The organism is Streptomyces griseorubiginosus (genome assembly GCF_001514195.1).
Classification (GTDB): Bacteria; Actinomycetota; Actinomycetes; order Streptomycetales; family Streptomycetaceae; genus Streptomyces; species Streptomyces griseorubiginosus.
Window position 1 is genome coordinate 756,999 of record NZ_KQ948737.1, and the last position, 22,778, is coordinate 779,776.

At 72.8% G+C, this 22,778-nt stretch carries 16 protein-coding genes; 7 read left to right on the forward strand and 9 right to left on the reverse strand.

Annotated features, from left to right (window positions below):
* Positions 1 to 22: 22 nt before the first annotated feature.
* On the reverse strand, positions 23 to 685 hold the full coding sequence (locus AQJ54_RS21760; RefSeq protein WP_062020296.1) for a TetR/AcrR family transcriptional regulator: 663 nt from the start codon (positions 683 to 685) through the stop codon (positions 23 to 25).
* A 219-nt stretch (positions 686 to 904) separates the two neighbouring features.
* On the opposite strand from AQJ54_RS21760, the gene AQJ54_RS21765 reads away from it, so the two are divergent.
* Positions 905 to 2,149, forward strand: a complete 1,245-nt coding sequence (locus AQJ54_RS21765; protein ID WP_062020298.1) for a YncE family protein — start codon at positions 905 to 907, stop codon at positions 2,147 to 2,149.
* Between the two features lie 203 nt (positions 2,150 to 2,352).
* On the opposite strand, the gene AQJ54_RS21770 is transcribed toward AQJ54_RS21765, so the two are convergent.
* Positions 2,353 to 4,212, reverse strand: a complete 1,860-nt coding sequence (locus AQJ54_RS21770) for a glycoside hydrolase family 5 protein (protein ID WP_062239893.1) — start codon at positions 4,210 to 4,212, stop codon at positions 2,353 to 2,355.
* Positions 4,213 to 4,265: 53 nt separating this feature from the next.
* On the reverse strand, positions 4,266 to 6,182 hold the full coding sequence (locus AQJ54_RS21775) for an elongation factor G (protein ID WP_062239896.1): 1,917 nt from the start codon (positions 6,180 to 6,182) through the stop codon (positions 4,266 to 4,268).
* Between the two features lie 233 nt (positions 6,183 to 6,415).
* Here AQJ54_RS21775 and AQJ54_RS21780 point away from each other — a divergent pair, with 233 nt between their 5' ends.
* Positions 6,416 to 7,528, forward strand: coding sequence for an XdhC family protein (locus AQJ54_RS21780; RefSeq protein WP_062239898.1), 1,113 nt, complete (start codon positions 6,416 to 6,418; stop codon positions 7,526 to 7,528).
* Positions 7,529 to 7,592: 64 nt separating this feature from the next.
* On the opposite strand, the gene AQJ54_RS21785 is transcribed toward AQJ54_RS21780, so the two are convergent.
* The gene (locus AQJ54_RS21785; RefSeq protein WP_062239902.1) at positions 7,593 to 8,105 is read right to left on the reverse strand and encodes a metallophosphoesterase family protein; all 513 of its coding nucleotides are present in this window, start codon (positions 8,103 to 8,105) and stop codon (positions 7,593 to 7,595) included.
* Between the two features lie 229 nt (positions 8,106 to 8,334).
* On the opposite strand from AQJ54_RS21785, the gene AQJ54_RS21790 reads away from it, so the two are divergent.
* Positions 8,335 to 10,287 (forward strand): glycosyltransferase family 2 protein, encoded by a 1,953-nt coding sequence (locus AQJ54_RS21790; RefSeq protein WP_062239905.1) that lies wholly within the window; start codon positions 8,335 to 8,337, stop codon positions 10,285 to 10,287.
* 76 nt (positions 10,288 to 10,363) lie between these two features.
* Here the strand turns inward: AQJ54_RS21790 and AQJ54_RS21795 are convergent, their stop codons facing one another.
* From AQJ54_RS21795 to AQJ54_RS21805, 4 genes are all read right to left on the reverse strand, one after another.
* Positions 10,364 to 11,167: a class I SAM-dependent methyltransferase gene (locus AQJ54_RS21795; RefSeq protein WP_062020311.1), complete on the reverse strand. Its 804-nt coding sequence runs from the start codon at positions 11,165 to 11,167 to the stop codon at positions 10,364 to 10,366.
* 523 nt (positions 11,168 to 11,690) lie between these two features.
* Complete coding sequence (locus AQJ54_RS46160) at positions 11,691 to 11,867, reverse strand: hypothetical protein (protein WP_165938931.1); 177 nt, start codon at positions 11,865 to 11,867, stop codon at positions 11,691 to 11,693.
* Between the two features lie 157 nt (positions 11,868 to 12,024).
* On the reverse strand, positions 12,025 to 12,444 hold the full coding sequence (locus AQJ54_RS21800) for a CBS domain-containing protein (protein WP_062020314.1): 420 nt from the start codon (positions 12,442 to 12,444) through the stop codon (positions 12,025 to 12,027).
* Positions 12,445 to 12,490: 46 nt separating this feature from the next.
* A complete protein-coding gene (locus tag AQJ54_RS21805) occupies positions 12,491 to 14,938 on the reverse strand; it encodes a SpoIIE family protein phosphatase (protein WP_062239907.1) in 2,448 nt (815 codons plus the stop codon).
* 196 nt (positions 14,939 to 15,134) lie between these two features.
* Here AQJ54_RS21805 and lanKC point away from each other — a divergent pair, with 196 nt between their 5' ends.
* From lanKC to AQJ54_RS43755, 4 genes are all read left to right on the forward strand, one after another.
* The gene (gene lanKC, locus AQJ54_RS21810) at positions 15,135 to 17,870 is read left to right on the forward strand and encodes a class III lanthionine synthetase LanKC (protein ID WP_062239909.1); all 2,736 of its coding nucleotides are present in this window, start codon (positions 15,135 to 15,137) and stop codon (positions 17,868 to 17,870) included.
* 59 nt (positions 17,871 to 17,929) lie between these two features.
* A complete protein-coding gene (locus AQJ54_RS21815; protein ID WP_020117173.1) occupies positions 17,930 to 18,046 on the forward strand; it encodes a SapB/AmfS family lanthipeptide in 117 nt (38 codons plus the stop codon).
* An 87-nt stretch (positions 18,047 to 18,133) separates the two neighbouring features.
* Entirely contained in the window at positions 18,134 to 19,897 is a 1,764-nt protein-coding gene (locus AQJ54_RS21820; RefSeq protein ID WP_062239912.1) for an ABC transporter ATP-binding protein, read from the forward strand.
* Positions 19,894 to 21,969, forward strand: a complete 2,076-nt coding sequence (locus AQJ54_RS43755; protein WP_248845405.1) for an ATP-binding cassette domain-containing protein — start codon at positions 19,894 to 19,896, stop codon at positions 21,967 to 21,969. Before AQJ54_RS21820 ends, AQJ54_RS43755 begins: the two co-directional genes overlap by 4 nt.
* 5 nt (positions 21,970 to 21,974) lie before the next feature.
* On the opposite strand, the gene AQJ54_RS21830 is transcribed toward AQJ54_RS43755, so the two are convergent.
* Complete coding sequence (locus AQJ54_RS21830) at positions 21,975 to 22,586, reverse strand: response regulator transcription factor (RefSeq protein ID WP_062020321.1); 612 nt, start codon at positions 22,584 to 22,586, stop codon at positions 21,975 to 21,977.
* Positions 22,587 to 22,778: the final 192 nt, after the last annotated feature.

Here is a 22,778-nt window from a genome sequence, read left to right on the forward strand (position 1 = left end):
CACCCTCAGGCGGAATCAGAACTCACACCCGGCCGGATTCCCACCCCGGAGGCTGGAGGATCCCCACCAGCTGCCGGACCAGCTCCTCCACCACCTCGTCCAGCGTCGCGTCCACCCATCCCGCGTTCCAGTCGTGCAGCAGGCCGTTCACGCTGCCGATGAAGGCCGTCGCCGCGAGCCGGAAGTCCCGGGGCGCGGCCTCCCCCCGGGAGACCGCCCGCTCCGCCTCGGCACACACGAGGTCGACCCAGTGCGCGCGACGGGCCAGGCGCTGCTCCTCCATCCGCGCGCTGACCCCGATGATCTCCACGAACGTGATCCGCACCCGCCGCGGGTCGGAGGTGACGTTGGCCGCGTACGCCCGGAAGATCGCGGCCGCCCGCTCGGTCAGCGGCAGCTGGTCGGCGTCGGCCACCGCGGCCAGCACGGCCGCCGTCGCCCAGTCGTTGACCTCCAGGTGGAGTGCGGCCAGGACGTCCTCGAGGGTGCGGAACTCCTCGTAGAACTGGCGGGTGGACAGGCCCGCGGCCTCGCTGAGGGCGGCGACGGTCGTGGCGCGGTAGCCCGGCGAGTCCCCGAAGAGCTGGAGTGCCGCGTCCAGGAAGCGGCGGCGTCGCTCGGCCTGCCGCTCCGCGGCGGTCTTGCCGCCGTAGCGACCGGTCGGGGCCCTGAGCCTGCCCGTCACCGCACCTCCTGTTCGGGCCGGAAGGTCCGGCCACCCGTAGAAGTGCAATTTTGTCGTGCACGCAGTCTTGTGGAGAAGGGCGCCCCTTCCTTACTTTGCAGTAAGTTCACTCTGAATGCACACATCTTCAGATTCACCTCTGGCATGCCCACGCCATGAGTCTGTTCGAGCCGCCCGAATGCGCCGCCCCGTCTGAGCCGCCCCGTAGGGAGACCCGCCTTGCCCGCTATCCGCCCCAGGCACCTGTGTGCCCTGGCCGCAGCCGTCGTCCTGACCGTCACCGCCCCCGTGACCGCCGCCTCCGCGGCGGACGGCACCGCCCTGCGCGAGGTGCTGTTCGTGGGCAACAACTGGGACGGCACCGCCGACGTCATCAAGTCCTCCGGCGATCTGGCGAAGATCGGCCGGATCAACGTCGTCCCGGACAAGGACGCCCGGATGGCGGAGATCAACGCCGACCCCATCAAGTGGATCTACTTCATGGCGATCCGCAACAGCGTCGGCGAGGGTCACGACCAGTTCGTCGACGACATGTACTCCACCCCGGACGGCAAGTCGGTGGTCGTCTCGCGGCCCAGCTTCGCGGACGTCGTGTCCATCGACCTGGCCACCGGGAAGATCAACTGGCGCTTCAAGGTCTCCGGGTACCGGGCGGACCACATGGCGGTCTCCCCCGACGGCACCCGGGTCGCGGTGTCCGCCTCGACCGCGAACACCGTGCACGTGCTGAACATCAACACCGGCCAGCAGCTGGGCTCCTTCGCCACCGGCGACAAGCCGCACGAGAACATCTTCACCAAGGACGGCAAGTACATCTGGAACATGGCGATCGGTGACGTGAACACCGACTCCGACGCGCCCTGGCTGGACTGGACGAAGGGCGACCGGCACATCACGGTGGTGGACGCGACCACGTACAAGCAGGTCAGGACCATCGACATGCGGGACAAACTGGACGCGATCGGCCTCAAGGACTACTCGGACGCGGTGCGGCCCGCCGTGTTCTCGCCCGACGAGTCCAAGCTGTACTTCCAGGTGTCGTTCTTCAACGGCTTCTTCGAGTACGACGTGGCCACCGACAGGATCACCCGCACCAAGACCCTGCCGAAGAACCCGGCGACCAGCGACGACCGCACCACCATGGTCAACGACTCGCGCCACCACGGCATTTCCATGAGCCCGGACGGCAGCAAGCTGTGTGTCGCGGGCACGATGGACGACTACGCGACGGTGGTCAACCGCACCACCCTCCAGGAGGGCCCGCTGGTCCCCGCCTCGAAGCCGTACTGGGCGACCGTCAGCGGTGACGGCAAGAGCTGTGTGATCTCCGAGAGCGGCGCCGACCAGGTCACCGCGATCGACTTCGCGACCGGCCAGAAGACCGCGTCGGTGGCGGTGGGCGACCACCCGCAGCGGGTGCGGCTGGGACACGTGGCCGCGAACTGGACGAGCCCGGCGTCCTAGCCCCGCCACTCCCCCGGACGCCTCCTGACTGCTCCGTTCCCGCACGCGGGGCCGGAGCGGTCAGTCGTCGTCGAGCCGTGCGTGAACACGGTCGCTCTCCACGGCTCGTCCCAACTTCCCTCAATCACATCCGAGTTGGCCACCCGGCGAGTGTGCCGAGCCGCCTCGGCACACTCAACCGGTTTCCTCCGAGCCCGGTGAGGTCAGCCGATCTTCGACGCCGCCCAGGACGCCAGTTCGGCCTTGGCCGCGTTGAGCAGGGACGCGGACGGCGAGGTCGCGCCGTTGGTCACCAGCGCGTAGTGCAGGACGCCGGAGTCCGCGTCGGTGAGCAGGAGGCGGCGGCTGCCCGTGCCGCCCGGTTCGAGGGCCGCGCCGATCGGGGTGGACGAGGTGTACGCGGGAGGGCCGTAAACCGTGCCCAGGTCGGAGACGACCGTGGTCGTCGCGGTCGGGAAGGAGGCGGGGAGGTGGAGTTCGGTGGGTGCCGAGCCGGCGCCCGACCGCCACACCAGCAGCGAGTACTGGCCGGAGCCGACCAGCGAGGCCACGTTCGGCAGGCTGCTCGGCACCGGGTTCCAGGTCAGGGTGGTGGAGCCGTCGCGTGAGCGGTCCTCGTAGGTGAAGGCGACCGTGGAGCCGGAGGTGGCGCTCGGGTAGATGCGGTCGAGCAGCCGGGCGTCCTGGCGGAGCACGGCCGTACCGGAGTCGTCGAGCCGGACGGCCGAGAGGTCCTCGTCGTTCCAGGCGTCACCCGAGGTCATGACCTTGTCGGGGTTGTCATTCATCAGCTCGTGGTGGCGGCCGTTGTAGATGTCCCACTGCCATTGGGAACCGGACAGCACGGGGCCCGAAGTCGCGGGCGAGGCCCACCAGTTGGCGCCCTTCACCCGGGAGTCCAGGGCCTGGTACATGGCCTTGAGGACGGTCGGCGCCTTGCCCGCGGTGGAGCCGTTCAGCGGGTGACCGAACTCGCTGACCACGGACGTGGTCCCGAGCGCCGAGGCGCGGTCACGGACGGTGCCGAAGTCGCTCACGTACTGGCCGTCGGAGGCGTTGCCCCACATCAGGATGCCGGAGATGGCCTTCTGGTCGTAGAAGTGGGTGTTGAAGACATAGCGGGAGCCGAGCGTGCCCGCGTCGAGGAGACCGCCCTCCTCCTTGCTGACGTTGCCGTTCCAGAACAGGTTCGGCTCGACCATCGCGGGCTTGTCCGTCCAGCCGGCCGCGTCCATCCGGGCCCGGAACTTCACGTAGAAGGGCCACAGCAGGTCCCGTTCCCAGGTGCGGCTGTTCTGGCCGGAGTCGTAGCTGCCGGCATAGGGCTCGTTGTACGGGTCGAAGCCGACCACCCCCGCGAACTCCTCGGTGGAGAGGTTGGCCTTGACGTACGCCATGGTCTTCTGCGCGGTGGCCAGGAAGGAGTCCTGGAGGCCGTACCTGTTGTGCCAGAAGTCGTACTGGCCCGCCTTCACCGCGCCGTTCTGGGTGATGTTCTGACCCCAGGTGAAGCAGATGCCGCAGGACTCGGCGGAGTAGTTGCCGAGCGCCACCGCCCACGCGGGGGCGCCGTCGCCGGTGTACCAGCTGCCGGAGTTGAACAGCCAGCGCGAGTACAGGTCCTGGTGGAAGTCGGGGTAGACCCGGATGCCCGCGTCGAGGAAGGCGCGCATCTGCTCGGTGGCGGCCGCCAGGTACGCGGTGTCGACCTGGCCCTTCACCGGTTCCGCGTAGGCCCAGGACAGCAGGAAGCGCACGGAGTTGCCGCCGCCGAGGGCTCTGAGGGCGGTCGCCGACTTCCTGGCGTCGGCCACCGAGGCGAAGGGCAGGCCCTTGTTCTCGGCGAGCTTGGTCTCACCGGAGACGTTGTAGCCGCGCAGGACGACCTCGCGGCCGTTGCCGTCGACGAACCGGCCGTTGGCCACGGTGAGGGCGGTGCCGTCGAAGGCGAGGGAGTCGGCGATGGGGGCGGCGGTGGCGGACGGAGAGCCCGCGACCGTCAGGAATCCGCAGAGGACAACCAGAACAACGAGCAGACGCGCACGCATATTCGGCATGTCCATAACAGTCCGACTCATCCGGCACACCGTCAACACTTATGACTGATGAGTAAGTTTCAGCTTTTTCGGGTAGGGGTCGCCCGATACGGGACCGGCCCCTGCGTGACCGCCGCATAGTGCCCGAAGGCACTCTCCATCTCGCCCTCGCCGCGGGTGAGTCCGGGCAGCCGCTGCTCCAGCTCGTGCAGCCGCGCTGCCGGAACCACACCCTCCACCCGGCAGGTCTCCTCACGGACCACGGTGTTCTCCGGTACGGCCCGCAGCGCGGCCAGCACCGGCAGCAGGGCGCCCAGGGTGTCGGCCGGAGCCTCCAGGCGGAACCGGTGCAGGGGTTCGTGGACACGGGTGCCCGCCCGGCGCAGCGCCTCGGCGAGGACCACCGGGGTGACGCCCCGGAAGTCGGCGCCGGTGCTGGACATGGCCTTGTTGAAGCCCTGGTGCGCGTGGCTCTGGCGGGGCGAGTACCCGGAGTGGGTCATGGTGACCGCGCAGTCCGGGACGGGCCAGCCGTACAGCCCCTCCCCGAGCGTCTCGCGCACGGTGTCCTCGACGGCCCGGAAGAAGGCGTACGGCATGGCGCCCAGCTCCACCTCCAGCCGGAACTCCACCCCGGAACCGACCGGGGCGGGTTCGACGCGCAGGCCGACGGTGGCGAGGAACGGGTTGCCGCCCTGCTTGTTGAAGCGGACCGCCGAGCCGGTGCCGACCAGCCGCTCCACGCACAGCGGGGTGGTCTCGCGGAAGGTGACGTCGAGCCCGAACTCCTCGGCGAGGGTGGCCTGGAGGACCTCCTTCTGCACCTCGCCGTAGAGCGAGACGGAGGTCTCCTGGCGGCTCTCGTCGTGCCGCAGGCCGATCAATGGGTCCTGCTCGGCGAGGTGGGTGAGGGCAAGGTGGAGGGACCTGGTGTCGGTGCCCGGGCCCGGCTCGACGACCGTTTCGAGGGTGGGCGGGGCGAAGAAGCGGCCGTGCGTCTTGCGGGGTTCGCCGAGGGTGTCGCCGATGCGCACGCCGGACAGGCCCCACAGCCGGGCGATCCGGCCCGCGGGGACCGTGTCCCGGCGGGTCTCGGAACCGCCGTCGAAGACACTGATCGCGGTGACGAGGCCCTCCGCGCGGGCCTCGCCGAACGGGACGCGGTCGCGCGTGCCGAGCGTCCCCGAGAACATCCGTGTGTAGGCGATCTTCTCCCCCGCCGGTCCCCGCTCGACCTTGAACACCGTGCCGGAGACGGGCCCTTCGGGATCCGCGTCGGCCGGGGGCAGCAACTCCCGGATGCCGGAGACCAGTTCGGGAACGCCCGCGCCGGTGGCCGCGGATCCGAAGTACACCGGGTGCACCAGGGACCGCCGGGTCTGCTCGACGAGGGCCCGGCGCAGCAGTCCTTCGTCGACCCGCTCCTCGACGTAGGCGGACAGCAGGTCGTCGTCGTGGTCCGCGAGGACGTCCAAGGGGCCGGTCCCCGGGCTGAAGCGGGCCTGGCGCGTGCCGAGTCCGGCGACGGTTCCCATCGGCACGATCGCCGGGGTGAGCCGCTGGGCGAGGGAGCGCAGGAGGCCGTCGTAGCGGGCGCCCCGTCGGTCGATCTTGTTGACGAAGACGAGGGTCGGGATGCGCAGCCGCTGGAGGGTCCGCATCAGGACCCGGGTCTGCGCCTGGACGCCCTCGACGGCCGAGACGACCAGGACCGCCCCGTCCAGCACGCCGAGGACGCGCTCCACCTCGGCGATGAAGTCCGGGTGGCCGGGGGTGTCGATGAGGTTGACGGTGACGTCGCCGACGGTGAAGGAGACGACGGCGGACTTGATGGTGATGCCGCGCCGGCGCTCCAGCGCGAGGGTGTCGGTGCGGGTACTTCCGGCGTCGACGCTGCCGATCTCGTCGATGACTCCGGCCGAGTGCAGCAGCCGCTCGGTCAGGCTGGTCTTACCGGCGTCGACGTGGGCGAGGATCCCGAGGTTGAGCAGGTGCACGAGGCGTCATGTCCTTGGAGAGAGGGGTCGTTCCTTCCTGGGGGGACATGGACGCAGTGCGCATTGCGGCTCCTGGATCGTGCGACGACGAGTACGACGAGTACAGGGAGAGTCCAGCAGGTGCACGCGGACGACGGCAACGGATTAACGCTCGACGCGTCGCGGCGCGGGGGTACCCGGGGTCGGTGAGCCGCCGTGGCAGTGTGGGGCGGTGGTGGTGAGAGGAGCCGACGATGCGTGACATCCTGCCGGTGCTGGCCGGCTGGTACCGGGCAGGGCTGCCGTTCGGGCTGGCCACCGTCGTCTCGACCAGTCGCAGCGCGCCGCGTGACCCCGGCGCGGCCATGGCCGTGGGCCCGGGCGACGAGGTCGTCGGCAGTGTGTCCGGCGGCTGCGTCGAGGGGGCCGTCTTCGAACTGGCCCAGGAGGTCGTGGCGAGCGGCGCGGCCCGCCTCGCGACCTTCGGGTACAGCGACGAGGACGCGTTCGCGGTGGGGCTGACCTGCGGCGGGGAGATCACCCTGCTGGTACGGCCCGTGACGGCCGCCCTAGATCCCGTGTTCGGCGAGGTCGCGCAGGCCGTCACGGAGGACCGCCCGGTGACCCTGGCGACCGTGGCCGAGGGCCCCGCACCGCTCGGCGCCACACTCGCGGTGTGGCCGGACCGGGTCGCGGGGACCCTGGGCGCCACCGGCCTGGACGCGGCGGTCACGGCCGACGCGCGCGGCGAACTGGCCCAGGGCGCGACGGGCACGAGGCGGTACGGCCCGCACGGCGAGCGGCGCGAGGATTCGGTCGGCGTCTTCCTGCACTCCTTCGCCCCGCCGCCGCGCATGCTTGTCTTCGGCGCGATCGACTACGCGGCCTCCGTCGCCCGGATCGGCGCCTTCCTCGGCTACCGGGTCACCGTGTGCGACGCCCGCCCGGTCTTCGCCACGCCGAAGCGCTTCCCGGAGGGCGTCGAGGTCGTCGTGGACTGGCCGCACCGCTATCTGCGCGGCACCGGCACCGACGAGCGCACGGTCATCTGCGTCCTGACCCACGACCCGAAGTTCGACGTACCGCTGCTGGAGGAGGCGCTGCGTCGGCCGGCGGCGTACATCGGGGCGATGGGCAGCCGCCGTACGCACGACGACCGGATGAAGCGGCTGACCGAGTCGGGACTGACCGGGGCCGAGCTGTCCCGGCTGCGCTCGCCGGTCGGCCTGGACCTCGGGGCCCGGACACCGGAGGAGGTCGCGGTGTCGGTGGCCGCCGAGATCGTCGCGCTGCGCTGGGGCGGCAGCGGAGTCCCGCTGACGGCGACGGCGGGAGCGATCCACCCGCCCGGGAAGCGGGGCGTGTGAGGCCCGTCCGGGGGTCCGCGCCGAACCAGCCGAGCGGTCCGAAGCCCGCACCGGGCCCGCGGGCTCAGCGCGCGGCAGGGCGGGGCGGCAGCCGGTGCAGGCGTACGTCCGTGAGGTTGGCGTCGCTCACGGTCGCGGTCATGTAGGTGCAGTGCGGCTGACGGCGGCGGTCGGTGGGCGAGCCGGGGTTGAGGAGTCGCAGTCCGCCCGGGGCGACGGTGTCCCAGGGGATGTGGCTGTGGCCGAAGACCAGGACGTCGGTGCCGGGAAAGCGCGCGGCGCAGCGGGCCTCGCGGCCCTGGGCGGCGCCGGTCTCGTGGACGACGGCGAAGCGCAGGCCGCCGAGTTCGGCGTACGCCACCTCGGGCAGCCGCGCGCGCAGCTCAGGCCCGTCGTTGTTGCCGTACACGGCGACGAGCCGGGCGCTGCGGCTCTCCAGCAGGTCGAGGGTGGCCGTGTCGACCCAGTCCCCGGCGTGGAACACGACGTCGGCGCGCGGGAGTTCGTCGAGCAGCGGGTCGGGGAGCTGCTTGGCACGCTTGGGGAGGTGGGTGTCGGACATCAGCAGCAGGCGCACGGGGTCAGCGTAGACGGGCGCCCTGTGCAGGACGCGCCGGTGCCGGCCCCGACATCCATGTCGATGTCGCGGAACCGGCGACGCCCGTCTGTCATCTTCACTCATGCCGGATGTCCTGCCGGTCAAGGCAGCCCTCTGCCCCGGCACTTGCCCAGGCGGCGTTAACATCGGCGCACAACGCGTCGATCCGTGACGCAAGCCACAAGCCACTCAAGGAGTCCGGACACCGATGCCGGTCAAGGTCAGCGTCGTCATCCCCGTCTACAACCCGGGGGCCTACATCGAGGACTGCATCGCCTCGCTGCGCAGGCAGTCCCTGCCCCCGGACGAGTTCGAGGCGATCTTCGTCGACGACGGTTCGACCGACGACACGCCGGCCCGGCTGGACGCGGTGGCCGCCGAGGTCGAGAACATCAAGGTCATCCACCAGGAGGCCTCGGGCTGGTCGGGCAAGCCTCGCAACGTCGGGATCGCCGCCTCCGAGGGCGAGTTCGTCATGTTCGTCGACAACGACGACTACCTCGGCGACGAGGCCCTGGAGCGGATGTACGACTACGCGGTCGCCAACGGCGCCGACGTGGTCGTGGGCAAGATGGCCGGCAAGGGCCGGGGCGTGCCGGTGGAGCTGTTCCGCCGCAACCACCCGCGCGCCACGGTCGACAACGCCCCGCTGATCGACAGTCTCACGCCCCACAAGATGTTCCGGCGGGCCTTCCTCGACCGGATCGGGCTGCGCTTCCCGGAGGGGCGGCGCCGGCTGGAGGACCACGTCTTCGTCACGGAGGCGTATCTGCGCGCGGACAACGTCTCCGTGCTCAGCGACTACGTCTGCTACTACCACCTCAAGCGCGACGACGCCTCCAACGCGGGCTTCCAGCGCTTCGACCCGGTGGGCTACTTCGCCAACCTGCGCGAGGCGCTCGACGTCGTCGAGAAGTACACCGAGCCGGGGAAGACCCGCGACCGGCTCTTCCGGCGCTGGCTGCGGAACGAGATGGTCGAGCGGATGCGCGGCAAGCGGCTGCTCTCCGCCCCCGAGGACTACCGTCAGGAGCTCTTCAAGGAGATCCGCTCCGTCGTCGTCGAGCGCTTCGGTCCGGGTGTCGCGGCGGGTCTCCAGCCCACCCAGCAGGTCGTCGCGGCGCTGATCGCCGACGGCCGGCTCGACGACCTGGTCGCGTTCGCCGAGTGGGAGGTGTCCGTCACCGCGACGACCACCCCGGACGGTGTCGAGTGGGACGGCGGGGTGCTGCGGATCGGACTGTCCGCCGAGCTCGCGTCGGACGGCACGCCGATGACGTTCCCCGCGAAGGGCAGCAAGAAGCCGCTGGCCGGGCCGCCGGCCTCCGTGCGGGAGGCGGTGGACTGGGTCGGTGCCCACAGCGTCGCCGGCTTCGGCCGCGCCACCGTCGAAGTGCTGCTGACCGAACGCACCAGCTCCGCGCAGTTCTTCCAGCCGGTGGAGTTCACCCGGGAGACCGTCCCGGTGGACGGGGACGACCGGGTGCGGCTCGTGCTGCGGGGCACCACGACCGTGGACCCGGCCACCGCCGCCGACGGCGGTCCGCTGGACGCCGGGCTGTACGACGTGTTCGTGCGCGTCAAGCTCGGCGGCTGGACCAAGCAGAGCCGGCTGGGTCCGGTCGCGCTCAAGGGCCGTACCGCGGCGGAGGCCGGGGTCGCCGGCGGCCGGGTGGTGCTGCCGTACTGGACCGCGAAGCAGGGCACGCTCGCCCTGGACGTCGACACCGCGGGCAAGCGCCTGGAGCTCGGCCGTCTGACGCCCGGCGAGGTGACCGTCTCCGGCGACCGGGTCGAGGTGCCGGTGCCGTTCCACGTGCCCGGTGACACGCCCGTCCTGCTGAAGCTGACCGGGGGCTCCGGCACCTCGCCCAGGCAGGTGCCCGGCACGCTGCGCCCCCAGGACTCCGCCGCCCTGCTGGAGGCCGTGCTGCCGCTCGGCGACCTCGGGGAGACGCCCTGGCAGGTGGCGCTGAGCCCGGCGCCCGACGCCCCGGAGCCGCGCTTCCACCCCCTGCCGTTCGCCCTGCGGGTGAAGGATGGCCGGGTCCAGGTCACCGCCGTACGTCCGCCCCGGCCCGGTGTCGGACAGCGACTGGTCCGCAGGGCCAGGCCGCTCGCCCGGAAGGTGCTGGCCCGGATCAGGGCCCGGCGCAAGTAGCGGCAAGGGCACAGCACAGCAGTGAGGGGAGGACGCCGGAAGCGTCCTCCCCTTGCTCATGCCATGGGTGCAGTGGTCAGCCCGCGTTGTTGAGCTGCGTGAGGCTCGTGCGCAGGTGCTCCCAGCTGCGGTCCCGCTTGCTGCCCCGGTTGCGGGCGTTGACCAGCGCCTTCCAGAAGGGCGCCTCGATCAGCGCCTCCGGCTTGATCGCCGAGGTCCGCTCCAGGACCGTCTCGGGCACCTTCTGCGGGTCGGGGACCACGTACTCCGCGATGATCTCGTCGTACTTGTCCTTGAGGACGGTGTTGGTCGGGTCCGCGCCGAACACCACGAGCTGGCCGGTGGGCTCGGTGTCGACCAGGACCGTCACCAGGTCGGGCCGGTAGCGGTTCAGGACCTCGATCACCTTGTAGACGTCGCCCGTCCACGCGTTGGTGTGGCGGTCGCGGGCCGCCTCGTCCACGTTGCGCGGCAGCATGTCGTCGAAGACGATCACGCTGGCCCAGTCCGCGTACTTCTCCACGTTGATGAAGTCGCGCAGCGCGAACTCGAACAGGTGCATGCCGTCGATGAACGCCAGGTCGAGCGTGACGTCCTTCCAGTACCCGAACGGGCTGCGGTTGCGGATGATGTTCCGCAGCGGGTGGCGGCCGCCCTTGAGGTGCTGGAGCGGGTTCTCGCGCGCGAAGAAGTCGTCGCTGGTGGCCTTCGCCAGGTGGACGTCGCAGCGGATCTCGGAGACCACCTTGAACGCCGGGTCGATCGCGATGCTCGGTACCCGGGAGAACGTCAGGCTGCGGCCGTCGTTGACGCCGATCTCCAGGTAGTTGCGGTTCGCGCTGGCTTTGTGGAGCCCCCGCAGGAACTCGTGACGTTTCACTGGGAAATCTCCTTGCGGATGTGTGGCAGTGCTTCGTGCAGGGCGGACCGCCGGTCCCGGTGCGAGTCCGGCGCGGCCCCCGTCCTCCGGCCGCACCCGAGGGCGCCGGCGGCGGGGCGAGGTGCGGGCCCGGCTGCCCCGGCCAAGACCGGTTCCGTGGAACATACCTGCTGTGAGCTTCCCATGACAGGACTTCGCGGCGAGGAGCGCGATCCCGAGGGAAAGGGCTTGGTAAGGACGGGAAGCCGGAAGGTGAACCTCCGGGTGGAGGAACTCATGACGCGGTCCGCACCTTGCCGTCGATCAGGCGCGGGAGAGCACGCCCGTCGATCAGGCGCGGGAGAGCACGCGATGAGGTGGCCGACGGGAGCATGCACGGCCGTGACCGGGTGCCGGCTCCGTCGGCCAGCACGAGAGCCTTCATCTGCGTCACCCTAGCCCGCATCCGGAGGGACCGGCCGTGTCAGGGGGTGACGTGATGGTGGAGCGTCGGTGACGGGGGCGAGGAGGGCTCGGGGAGCGCTCAGTCCTCGCCACGGACGATGTTGTCCTCCGCGGTGTGCGCGGTGGTGGGTCCGCCCTGCTCCTCGACCGCGGGCAGGCACGTCCGCAGGTCTCCCTTGCCGTGCAGGCGGCGGGCCCTGGACCAGCCCGTCTCGGGCCGGCGTACGACGGATTTCTGTGCGGTCTGCGGGGTCACGGCGGTTCACCGTCCTTCCATGCTGCTCCTCCGGGTCCCCGGTGCCGGCCGTGTCAAACGGGTCCGGTCCGGCCGTCAGGGCACCGGTGCCGCACACCCGTTCACCGGTGAGCGGCCACCCGGCCGCTTGACGGCCGGTCGAACTCTCCTTCCCGGCTCAGGTGTTGGGGCGGGCCACACTGATGTCGCCCAGGGCCGACTCCGGGTCGCGTTCCATGGCCGCGTCGCCGAGGGCGACGATGCCGACGGGGTGGCCGCCCTCGACGACCGGGATCCGGCGTACGGCGTGTTCGCGCATGAGCTCGATGGCGTGGTCCAGGTCGTCCTCGGGAGCCACGGTCACCAGGTCCGCGCTGCACGCGCCGGCCACGGTGACCTGTTCCGGGTCGCCGCCGTCGGCGAGGGACCGCACGACGAGGTCGCGGTCGGTGACCAGTCCGCGCAGTTCGTCGCCGTCGGTGACGAGGACGGCGCCGAGGTCCTGGTCGCGCATGATCCGGGCGACGGCGGTCACGGAGGTCTGCGGTTCCACGGTGACCGGCGCGCTGGTCATGATGTCGCTGACGTGCTGGGTCATGACGTACCCCTCTGCTCGCGGGTTGGTGGGCCCCGGGTACCCCTCCTCAGGAGTCCACCGCGATCTCGCTCCACACCTGCTTGCCGCCGCTGACGGGGAGCGTGCCCCAGTTCGCGGAGACGGTCTCGACGAGGAGGAGGCCACGGCCCCCGGTGGCCTCCCAGCCGATGCTGGTGGGCTTGGCGGGGGTGCGGGGCGAGGCGTCGGTGACGGAGATCCGCAGCCGGTGGCCGACCAGGGTCAGGTCGAGGCGGACCCGGCCGTCGGTGTGCACGAGAGCGTTGGTGACGAGTTCGGAGACGACCAGCAGGGCGGTCTCCAGGGGCTCGCCGCGCACGCCCCAGCCACGCAGGACGCGCCGGGTGAAGCGGCGGGCGTGCCCGGCGGCCTGGGGGACGCGCCACACCGTCCAGCCGTCGCGCAGCGGGTGGGTGGCCATGCCGTCGTAGCGCAGCAGGAGCAGGGCGACGTCGTCGCTGCGGCGGGCTCCGCCCAGCAGGGCGTCGGCGACCAGGCCGAGGTCGGCGGGGTCGGCGAGGGACAGTCCGCGGGCGAGGCGTTCCATGCCCTCGTCGATGTCGGCCTCGGTGGACTCCACGAGTCCGTCGGTGGTCAGGGCGACCAGGGTGCCGGGCCGCAGCCGCAGCGGGGTCATCGGGAAGTCGGCCTGGGCGATCACGCCCAGCGGGGGGCCGCCGTCGGACTCCGCGATGTCGGTGCTCGCGTCGGGGTGGCGCAGGACCGGCGGGAGGTGGCCGGCGCGGACGCACCAGGCGGTGCCCTCCTCCATGTCGAGGTCGACGTAGGTGCAGGTGGCGAAGAGGTCGGTCTCCAGGTCCATGAGGAGCCGGTTGGCGTGGGCGACGACGACGTCGGGCGGGTGGCCCTCGACGGCGTAGGCGCGCAGGGCGGTGCGCATCTGGCCCATGAGGGTGGCGGCGGCCGCGCTGTGCCCCTGGACGTCGCCGATGACCAGGGCGACGTGGTTGTCCGGCAGCGGGATCACGTCGTACCAGTCGCCGCCCAGCTCAAGACCGGCGGTGCTGGGCAGATAGCGCGCGACGGCGGTCGCGCCGGGCAGCTCCGGCAGCCTGCGGGGCAGCAGCTGGCGCTGGAGCATGCCGACGAGTTCGTGCTCGGCGTCCAGGGCGTGGGCGCGCATCAGGGCCTGTCCGGCGAGGCCCGCGGAGGCGGTCAGCAGGGCGCGCTCGTCGGGGCCGAAGTGGTGGGGGGTGTCCCAGCCGATGAGGCAGGCGCCCGCCATGCGGCCTGCGGCGGGCAGCGGCAGCACGGCGAGGCCGCCGGGCCCGACGTCGGCGAGGGCGGGTTCGAGGACGGTGCCGGCCGGCCAGATCTGGGCGCGGCCCTCGCGCAGGGCGCCGGCCAGGGTGGGCATGGCCCGTACGGGCGCCTCGGGCCACTCGCCGCGCCACTCCAGGCGCCACAGCTCGGGCCAGGACTCCGCCTCGGGCGGGTCGAGGACGGTGACGACGAGCCGGTCGTTCTCCAGCTCGGCGAGGGCGATGCGGTCGGCCCTGAGCGGGGCCCGCAGGGCGGAGACGACGGCCTGGCTGACGTCGCGGACGGTGCCGGCGGTGGAGAGGGCGGCGGCCAGCCGCTGGACCCGGGCCACGTCGGTGACGTCGGAGCGCAGGGTGGAGGCGTCGGCGACGGTGCCCACGAGCAGGGCGGGCCGGCCCTCGCCGCCCGGCAGCATGCGGCCGCGCAGCCTCAGCCACCTGGGCGGGCCCGAGGGCTGGAGGACCCGGAACTCCAGCTCGCGGTCGCCGAGGGACATGTGACCGGCCTCGAACAGGGACATCAGGGACGGCAGGTCCTCGGGGACCGTGCGCCCGAGCAGGGTCTCGACCTTGCCGTCGAAGTCGGCCCGGTCCATGCCGAAGAGGTCCAGGATCTCGTCGCCGACCTCGATGTGGCCGGTGTCCATGGCGAGGCTGAACGCGTCGGCGAGCGGTTCGGCGCCCTCGGGGGCCGCGGCGGGGGGCGGGCAGACCATCGCGTCGGCGATGAGTTCGAGGCACTTGCGGTCCTCGTCGCCGAAGCCGCGCGGGGCCTCGCTGACGGCGAGCAGACAGGCCCGGCCGTCGCTGCCGTGCGCGGGCAGCACGGCCAGGTGGACGTCCCGCGGCTGAACTGCGCCGGACTCGGCGCCCGCGGCGAGTTCTTCGGGGCCGAGGAAGACGGGCCGCCCCGAGCGGTGCGCCTCGGCGAGCGGTGAGCCGCCGGAGCCGTCGTAACTGTCGCGCAGCCCGTAGACCGTCCGGGGGACGCCGGCCGACTCCACGAGGAACAACAGGTCCGGGTCGTCGCCGGGCGTGTACGCGGCGGCGAAGGACGCCCCGGCGAAGACCAGCGCCTGTTCGAGGACACGGTGCAGGCGTTCGGGCGCTCCGGGACTGTGCGTGAGGGTGGCCAGGGCGTTCTCGGCACGCAGCGTTCTCGCTCCGCGTCCCGCAGCGCCCTCACTCACCACTTCGCCATTACAGCGCTAATACGGCACGTGCGCAGCCCCTGTGGGCGTTCCGAGGGGCATCCGGCGGGGGTCGCGCCGGTACCCCTCCTGACACTTCCAAACCCGTGCGTTCCGCACGGCGATCTCGTGACAGCCGTGACTGTCCGTGGCCACCGCCGCGCTGGAAAGCTCTGCGGTGGGCCAAGGAGGGGGACACATGGACAAGCGCTACGAGGTGTACGCGCTCGCCGACAGACACTTCTACGAGACGCCCGACCGGATCTCGGCGGGCGAGGCGGGAGCGGCGGGCAGGGCGCCCGGCTACGAGACGGCGCGCCGGGCGGTGCCCGACGGCTGGGACGCGGCACGGATCGGTGACTGGCTGACGCTGACGCCGCTCGGTCCGGACGGAAGGCCGGCGCCCGGCCCCTCGCAGGGCTGGAAGATCCACGCCTCGGCCACCCGGGAGAACGCCGACCGGATCGCCGCGATCGTGTGGGACTACTGCGTGCCCCGGCGCATCTCGTTCAAGTTCGTCCCGGCCCCCCACCTGCTGCACCTGCGCAACACCAAGTACGCGGCCCGCGACACCAGCGGCAAGTTCGTGACGATCTACCCGGCCGACGAGGAGCAGCTGCACGAGGTGCTCCGCGAGCTCGGCAAGCTCCTGGAGGGCTTCGAGGGCCCTTACATCCTCACCGACCTGCGCTGGTACGAGGGCCCGCTCTACGTCCGCTACGGCGCGTTCGCGCGGACCTTCGTCGTCGACGAGCGGGGCTCACTGGTGCCGGCGGTGCGCAACGGCGAGGGCACTCTGGTGCCGGACCGGCGAGAGCCGTCCTTCCAGGTGCCGGACTGGGTGACGCTCCCGGACTTCCTCGCGCCGCATCTGGAGGCCCGCAACACCACGACGGTCGGCGAGCTGCCGTACCGGATCGAGAAGGCGCTGCACTTCTCCAACGGCGGCGGGGTCTACACCGGCACCGACACCCGCGACGGCCGCAAGGTCGTCCTCAAGGAGGGCCGGCCGCACGCCGGGCTCGCCGCGGACGGGGCGGACGCGATCGCCCGGCTGGAGCGGGAGAAGGACGCCCTGGAGCGGGTCGCGGGCACCGGCGTGGTGCCCGAGGTGCGGGACTGGTTCACCCTCGGCGACCACCGCTTCCTCGTCATGGACTTCCTGGAGGGTCGACCTCTCAACTCGTTCTTCGCCGAGCGGCATCCGCTGCTCGGTCCGGACCCCGACCCGAAGGCCGTCGCCGACTACACGGCGTGGGCGGTGCGCATCCACGGGGCGGTGGAGCGGGCCGTGGCGGCGGTGCACGCCCGCGGGATCGTCTTCAACGACCTGCACGTCTTCAACATCATGGTCGGCCCCGACGAGGAGTCGGTGTCCCTGCTTGACTTCGAGGCGGCGGCGCCGGTCGAGGAGAACGGCCGCCAGGTCGTCGCCCACCCCGGCTTCTTCGCCCCGCCGGACCGCAAGGGCGTGGACGTCGACCGCTACGCGCTGGCCTGTCTCAGGATCGCCCTGTTCCTGCCGGTCACCACGCTCTTCGTGGTGGACCGGGGGAAGGCGGCCCACCTGGCCGAGGTGATCCTGCGTCAGTTCCCGGACGTGCCCAAGGAGTTCCTCGACGAGGCGGTCGCGGAGATCACCCGGGACATCGCTCCCCAGGCCCCCGCGAGCGCCGGAACCTCCCTGGCCGCGCCGACCTTCGTCGAGCCGGGCGACTGGCCCCACAGCCGCGACTCCATGGTCAAGGCGATCCTCGCCTCGGCGACCCCCGAGCGCACGGACCGGCTCTTCCCCGGCGACATCACCCAGTTCAACGACGGCGGCGGCCTCGGACTCGCGCACGGCGCGGCCGGCGTGCTGTACACGCTGGAGGCGATCGGCGCCGAGCGGTACGAGGAGGGCGAGCGCTGGCTCCTGGAGCGCACCGCACCCCCGCCCACGGGCACCCCGCTCGGTCTCTACGACGGCCTCGCGGGCGTGGCCCACGTCCTGGACCGGCTCGGCCACCGGCAGCGCGCCCTCGATCTGGTCGGGCGGATCCTCGCGGAACGCTGGCAGAACCTCTCCGCCGACCTGCACGGCGGCCTCGCGGGCCTCGGCCTGGTCCTCGGTGAACTCGCCGACACCACGGGCGAGTCGGAGCTGCGGGACCGTGCGACCGAGGCGGCCGACGTGCTCGTACGGCGGCTCACGCAGCCCCTGCCGGACTCGCCCAGGAAGCGCCGGGCGGGGCTGCTGCGGGGCTGGACCGGGCCCGCGCTGTTCCTGCTGCGGCAGTACGAACGCACCGGTGAGCCGCTGCTGCTCCGGGCGGCCGAGGTGGCGCTGCGCAGGGACCTGGAGTGCTGTGTGACGCATCCGGGCGGCTCGCTGGAGGTCGACGAGGGCTGGCGGACGCTGCCCTACCTCGGGGAGGGGAGCGCGGGCATCGGAATGGTGCTGGACGACTTCCTCGCCCACGGCGCCGACACCGAGGGGGAGTTCGAGCGGGCGCGGGCCGGCATCCTGACCGCCGCCACCAGCCGCTTCTACGTGCAGCCCGGTCTCTTCCAGGGCCGCGCCGGGATGATCCTGCACCTCGCGCGCACGGACACGCCGGGCGCGGGCCGGGAGCGGCTCGCCGAACAGATCGACGGTCTCGGCTGGCTCGCCATGGACTACCAGGGCCAACTGGCCTTCCCCGGCCACCAGATGATGCGTCTGTCGATGGACCTGGGCACCGGAACGGCAGGGTGCCTGCTCGCGCTCGGCGCGGCCCAAGAGGTCCAAGCGGTCCAAGCGGCCCAAGAGGTCCAAGCGGTCCAAGAGGTCCAAGCGGTCCAAGAGGTCCGAGGGAGCCGACAGGACCCCGCGGCGCCCGGCGCTCCCACCACCGCACACCTGCCGTTCCTGCCGCCGCTCGGGCGGCCCCCGATACGCGGTTCCGCGACCTGACGGAGCCGTGACCCAACCCCGTCCCCACGGGTGGACGACACCGAGGAAAGGAAACCGAGATGGCACTTCTCGACCTGCAGACGATGGAGTCCGACGAGCACACCGGCGGCGGCGGCAACAGCACGCTGAGCCTGCTGTCCTGCGTCAGCGCCGCGAGCGTCACGCTCTGTCTCTGACAGACACCGTGCGCCCGTGACTCCGGGCGGTCACTCCCACGAGGGAGGGGCCGCTCGGGGTCCTGCCCACCTCGGGAAGGCCGCCGCATGACGACCAGCACCGCGCCCCCGGCCCCGCACAACCGCCCGTCCCCGCACAGCAGCCCCGCCCCGCACGGCCGCCTGGGTCCGGCACCCGCCCGCTGGCTGGCCCTGTGCCTGCTGAGCACGGCCTCCACCGGCGCCTCTCTGCTGCTGCCCACCGCACTCGGCCGCACCCTCGACCTGCTGCTCGCCCGGGAACCGGCGACCCGCTGGGTGCTGTCCTGCGCCGCCCTCGTCCTGCTGCTCGCCCTGCTCGACGCGGCGGAGACCGTCCTCGGCGGCACCGTCACCGCCCGCACCACCTCCTGGCTGCGCCGCCGTCTCACCGGCCATGTCCTGGCCGTCGGCCCGCGCGCCACAGCCCGCTTCGGGCCCGGGGACCTCGTCGCGCGTCTCGTCGGCAACGCGGCCCAGGCCGGCACGGCACCGGCCGCGCGCGCCGCGCTGCTGGCCGCACTCGCCGGACCGGTCGGCGCCGTGGTGGCCCTCGGGCTCATCTCCCCCTGGCTCGCGGCCGTGTTCCTGGCCGGAGCACCGGTCCTCGCCCTGCTGCTGCGCGCCTTCGCCCGGGATACCCGGGAGTGCGTGACGCGCTACCAGGAGGTGCAGGGGCGGATCGCACAGGCGCTGTCGGAGGCCGTCGGCGGCCACCGCACGATCCGGGCCGCCGGGACGGAGGACCGCGAGACCGCGCGCGTCCTGCGCCCGCTGCCCGAGCTGTCCGCGGCCGGTCACCGCATGTGGCGGGTGCAGGGCCGGGCTGCGGGGCAGTCCGTGGCCATCGCCCCGCTGCTCCAGCTCGGCGTCGTGGCCGTCGCCGGCGTCCTGCTCGCCCGGCACCGGGTCACCGTGGGCGAGGTCCTCGCCGCCTCCCGGTACGCCCTCCTCGCGACCGGCGTCGGCGTCCTGGTGGGACAGCTCGCGGGTCTCGCCCGGGCACGGGCCGCGACCGGCCGCCTGGACGAGGTCCTCGCCGAGCCGCCCGTCGGCTACGGCACCCGCAGGCTGCCGCCCGGCCCGGGACGGCTGGAACTGCGGGGCGTCACCGCCCTGCGCGGCGGACGGGCCGTGCTCGACGGCGTCGACCTCGTCGTGCCCGGCGGCACCACCCTCGCCGTGGTGGGCCGGTCCGGGGCGGGCAAGTCGCTGCTCGCCGCGGTCGCCGGGCGGCTCGCCGACCCGGACTCCGGCGAGGTCCTGCTCGACGGGGTGCCGCTGCGCGAGCTCACCCACGACGAGGTGCGCGGTGCGATCGGCTACGCCTTCGAGCGGCCCGCCCTGCTCGGCGGCACCCTGGAGGAGGAGATCGGGCTCGGCCTGCCCTCCCCCTCCCCCGCCCGGGTCCGCCGGGCGGCCCGCACGGCCCGTGCGGACGACTTCGTCCGCCGCCTGCCGCACGGTTACGACACCCTCGTCGCCGACGCCCCGCGCTCCGGCGGGGAGTCCCAACGGCTCGGCCTCGCCCGGGCGTTCGCCCACGGCGGCCGCCTGCTCGTGCTCGACGACGCCCTCTCCAGCCTCGACACGGTGACCGAGGCCCGCATCGCCGAGGCCCTGGTGGGCGACGGCACGCACGGCACCCGGCTCCTGGTCGCCCACCGCGCCGCCACGGCGGCCCGCGCGGACGCGGTCGCCTGGCTGGACGGGGGGCGGGTGCGGGCGGTGGGGCCGCACGCGGAGCTGTGGCGGACGGCGGAGTACCGGGCGGTGTTCGGGGAGGGCGGGGAGGCGGCCGACAGGGACGCCTCGAACAGGGGGCCGACATGACCACGGCGAGGGGTGCGGCGGTGAGCGACGGTGTCCCCGCCCGCGGGCTGCGGTACCTGCGGGCGCGGTGGCGGGTTCTGGTGCGGCTCGGCGGATGGTCGGTGCTGGAGACCGCGCAGACCTTCCTCACCGGGTACGCGCCCGCCCGCGCGCTCGACGAGGGGTTCCTGGCCGGACGGACCGCCGTGGGGCTCGGGTGGCTCGGGGTGGCCGGGCTCGGCGTGCTGGTCGGGGCGTTCGGGACGGTGCGGGTGTACGCCGCCGTCGCCGCGTTGGTCGAGCCGCTGCGGGACGCGCTGGTCGGGCGGGTCGTCGGGCGCGGGGTGCGGGAGGCGGACCCGGGAGCGCTGTCCGGGCTCACCCAGCAGGTGGAGATCGCCCGGGACACCTTCGCGGGGCTGGTGATGGTGTCGCGCTCGTTCGTGTTCACCGCGGTCGGGGCGGTCGTCGGACTGGCCTCGCTGGACCCGCTGCTCCTGCTGGTGGTCGGCCCGCCGCTGGCCGCCGGACTGGGCCTGTTCGCGGCCACCCTGCGGCCGCTGGCCCGCCGCCAGGAGGACTTCCTGGTCGCCGACGAGGCACTGGCCGACGGTCTCGGGAGGGTCTGTCCGGGCCTGCGGGACATCACGGCGTCGGGCGCCGAGGAGCGGGTCGCCGAGGACACCGGGCGGCTCGTCGAGGCGGAACAGCGGGCCGCGTACTCCCTCGCCCGCTGGTCCGTCCTGCGCGTGGCCTCCCTCACCCTCGGCGGCCAGCTCCCGATCGTGCTCCTGCTGGTCTGCGCCCCCTGGCTCCTGTCCCGGGGCGTCACCACGGGCGCCCTGGTCGGCGCGCTCGCCTACGTCACCCAGTCCCTCCTCCCCGCCCTGCACAACCTGGTCCACGGCCTGGGCACGAGCGGGTCGAGGCTCGTGGTGGTACTGCGCCGCCTGATCCGCGAGCCGACACCGGAGGACGGACCGGACCCGGACCCCCACCACCCGGAGCACCCCGCCCCGGTCCGGAACGCGGCCGACCACGACCCCCCGCACATCGACGACGCCGGACCGCTACAGAACCCGCCCGCCACCGCGACGGCGAACCCGTACGCCGCCGAGCCGGGCCGCCACCCCGAGCACGCCTCGAGCACCCGGTCCGCCGGCTCCACCTCTCCGCCCATGTCCCCGGTGAACCCGCCCCGCGTCGAAACGGAGACCGGTGTGCTGGGTCCCGACGAGCGGTGGGCGGGTGAGGGAGGCCGGCGCCCGCACCCCGCGGCTCGGGCGGCCGAGCGCGACTCCTGGACCGCACCCGCCGCGGCGGCCCCGGCACGCGCCTCCGCCTCCCCGCCGTCGTCCACCGGAACACCCGCCCTGGAGCTCACCTCCCTCACCTTCGCCTACGGCCCCACCGCCACCCCCGTCGTCGACGGGCTCGACCTCACCCTCGCGCCAGGGGCCCACCTGGCCGTCGTAGGGCCCAGCGGGATCGGGAAGTCCACGCTCACCGCTCTCGTCGCCGGGCTGCTGCGGCCCACGGGTGGGCGGATCCGGCTGCTCGGGCATTGCGTGCCCTCCGCCAGTGCCGCCGCCCGGCGGGTGCTGATCCCGCAGGAGGCGTACGTCCACACCGGCACCCTCGCCGAGAACCTCACCCACCTCCGAGAGGGGCCGGTGCCCGAGCCCGAGCTCCTCGCGGCCGCCGAGGCGGTCGGGCTGGCCCCGCTGATGCAAACGCTCGGCGGGCCGGGGGCGAGCGTGGACCCGGCCGCCCTTTCCGCGGGTGAGCGGCAGCTCGTCGCGCTGGCCAGGGCCTATCTGTCACCCGCCCCCCTGGTCCTGCTCGACGAGGCGACCTGCCACCTCGACCCGGGGACCGAGGAGCGCGCCGAGCGGGCCTTCGCCGAGCGGCCGGGGACGACGCTGGTCGTCGTCGCCCACCGCATCAGCTCGGCCCGCCGCGCCGGGCACGTGCTGCTGATGGACGGCCCGCGTACGGCGTACGGCACGCACGACGAGCTGGTGCGCGAGTCTCCGGCGTACCGCGAACTCGTGGGCGGCCGGCCGTACCGCATCAGCACGGCTCACCCGTGAGCGGGTCAGAGCCAGCCCTGGCCCTGCGAGATCCGGATCGCGTCGATGCGGTTGCGGGCCCCGGTCTTGCGGGTGATCGCGGCCATGTAGTTGCGCACGGTCCCGTGGGACAGGTGCAGGCTTCCCGCGATCTCCGCGATGGAGGCCCCCTCGGCCGCGAGGGACAACACGCTCAGCTCCCGCCGGGTCAGCGGCATCTCCGCGGCCTGGAGGAACCCGAAGCCGAGCGAGTCATCGACGAAACGTTTCCCCTCGGCGACCCGGCGGATCCCCCGCACCAATCGCTCCGGCGCGGCCCCCTCCTTGTCCACGTATCCGAGTGCCCCCGCCTCGACGGCCCGCTTGAGCAGACCGGGACGGTTGGCGCTGGCCATCACCAGTAAGCGCGGCGGACTCCTGTCCGGCTCGCGCATGGATAACTCCCCCAGGGGCGGGATGCCGTACGCGTCCGAGCATTCGAGGTCGGCCGCGCAGACGTCCGGACGCACGGATCGCAGGCGGCCCGGCGCGGTGTGCCACGGGGTGTCGAACACCCCGAGGTCGGGTTCCCGGCGGAGCCACTCCGCCAGTACCGATCTCTCCAGACACGCGTCGTGCACCAGAAGCACCCGGATCACTGCTCGTCCCCTTTGACTCGCCCGCTCGGTTCCGTGGTCATGAACGCGTGCCCCATTGTTCGTGTCCTGGACCGCTGTCGGGCGCGAGGAATCGGCCATCAGGATGCGCGGGGGCGCACACGGGGCGCCCGTGTGCCGTCGCGCGCTTCGACTGAGGGGGCATGGCCAAAGGGGAAGCGGGTACGCGGGCCT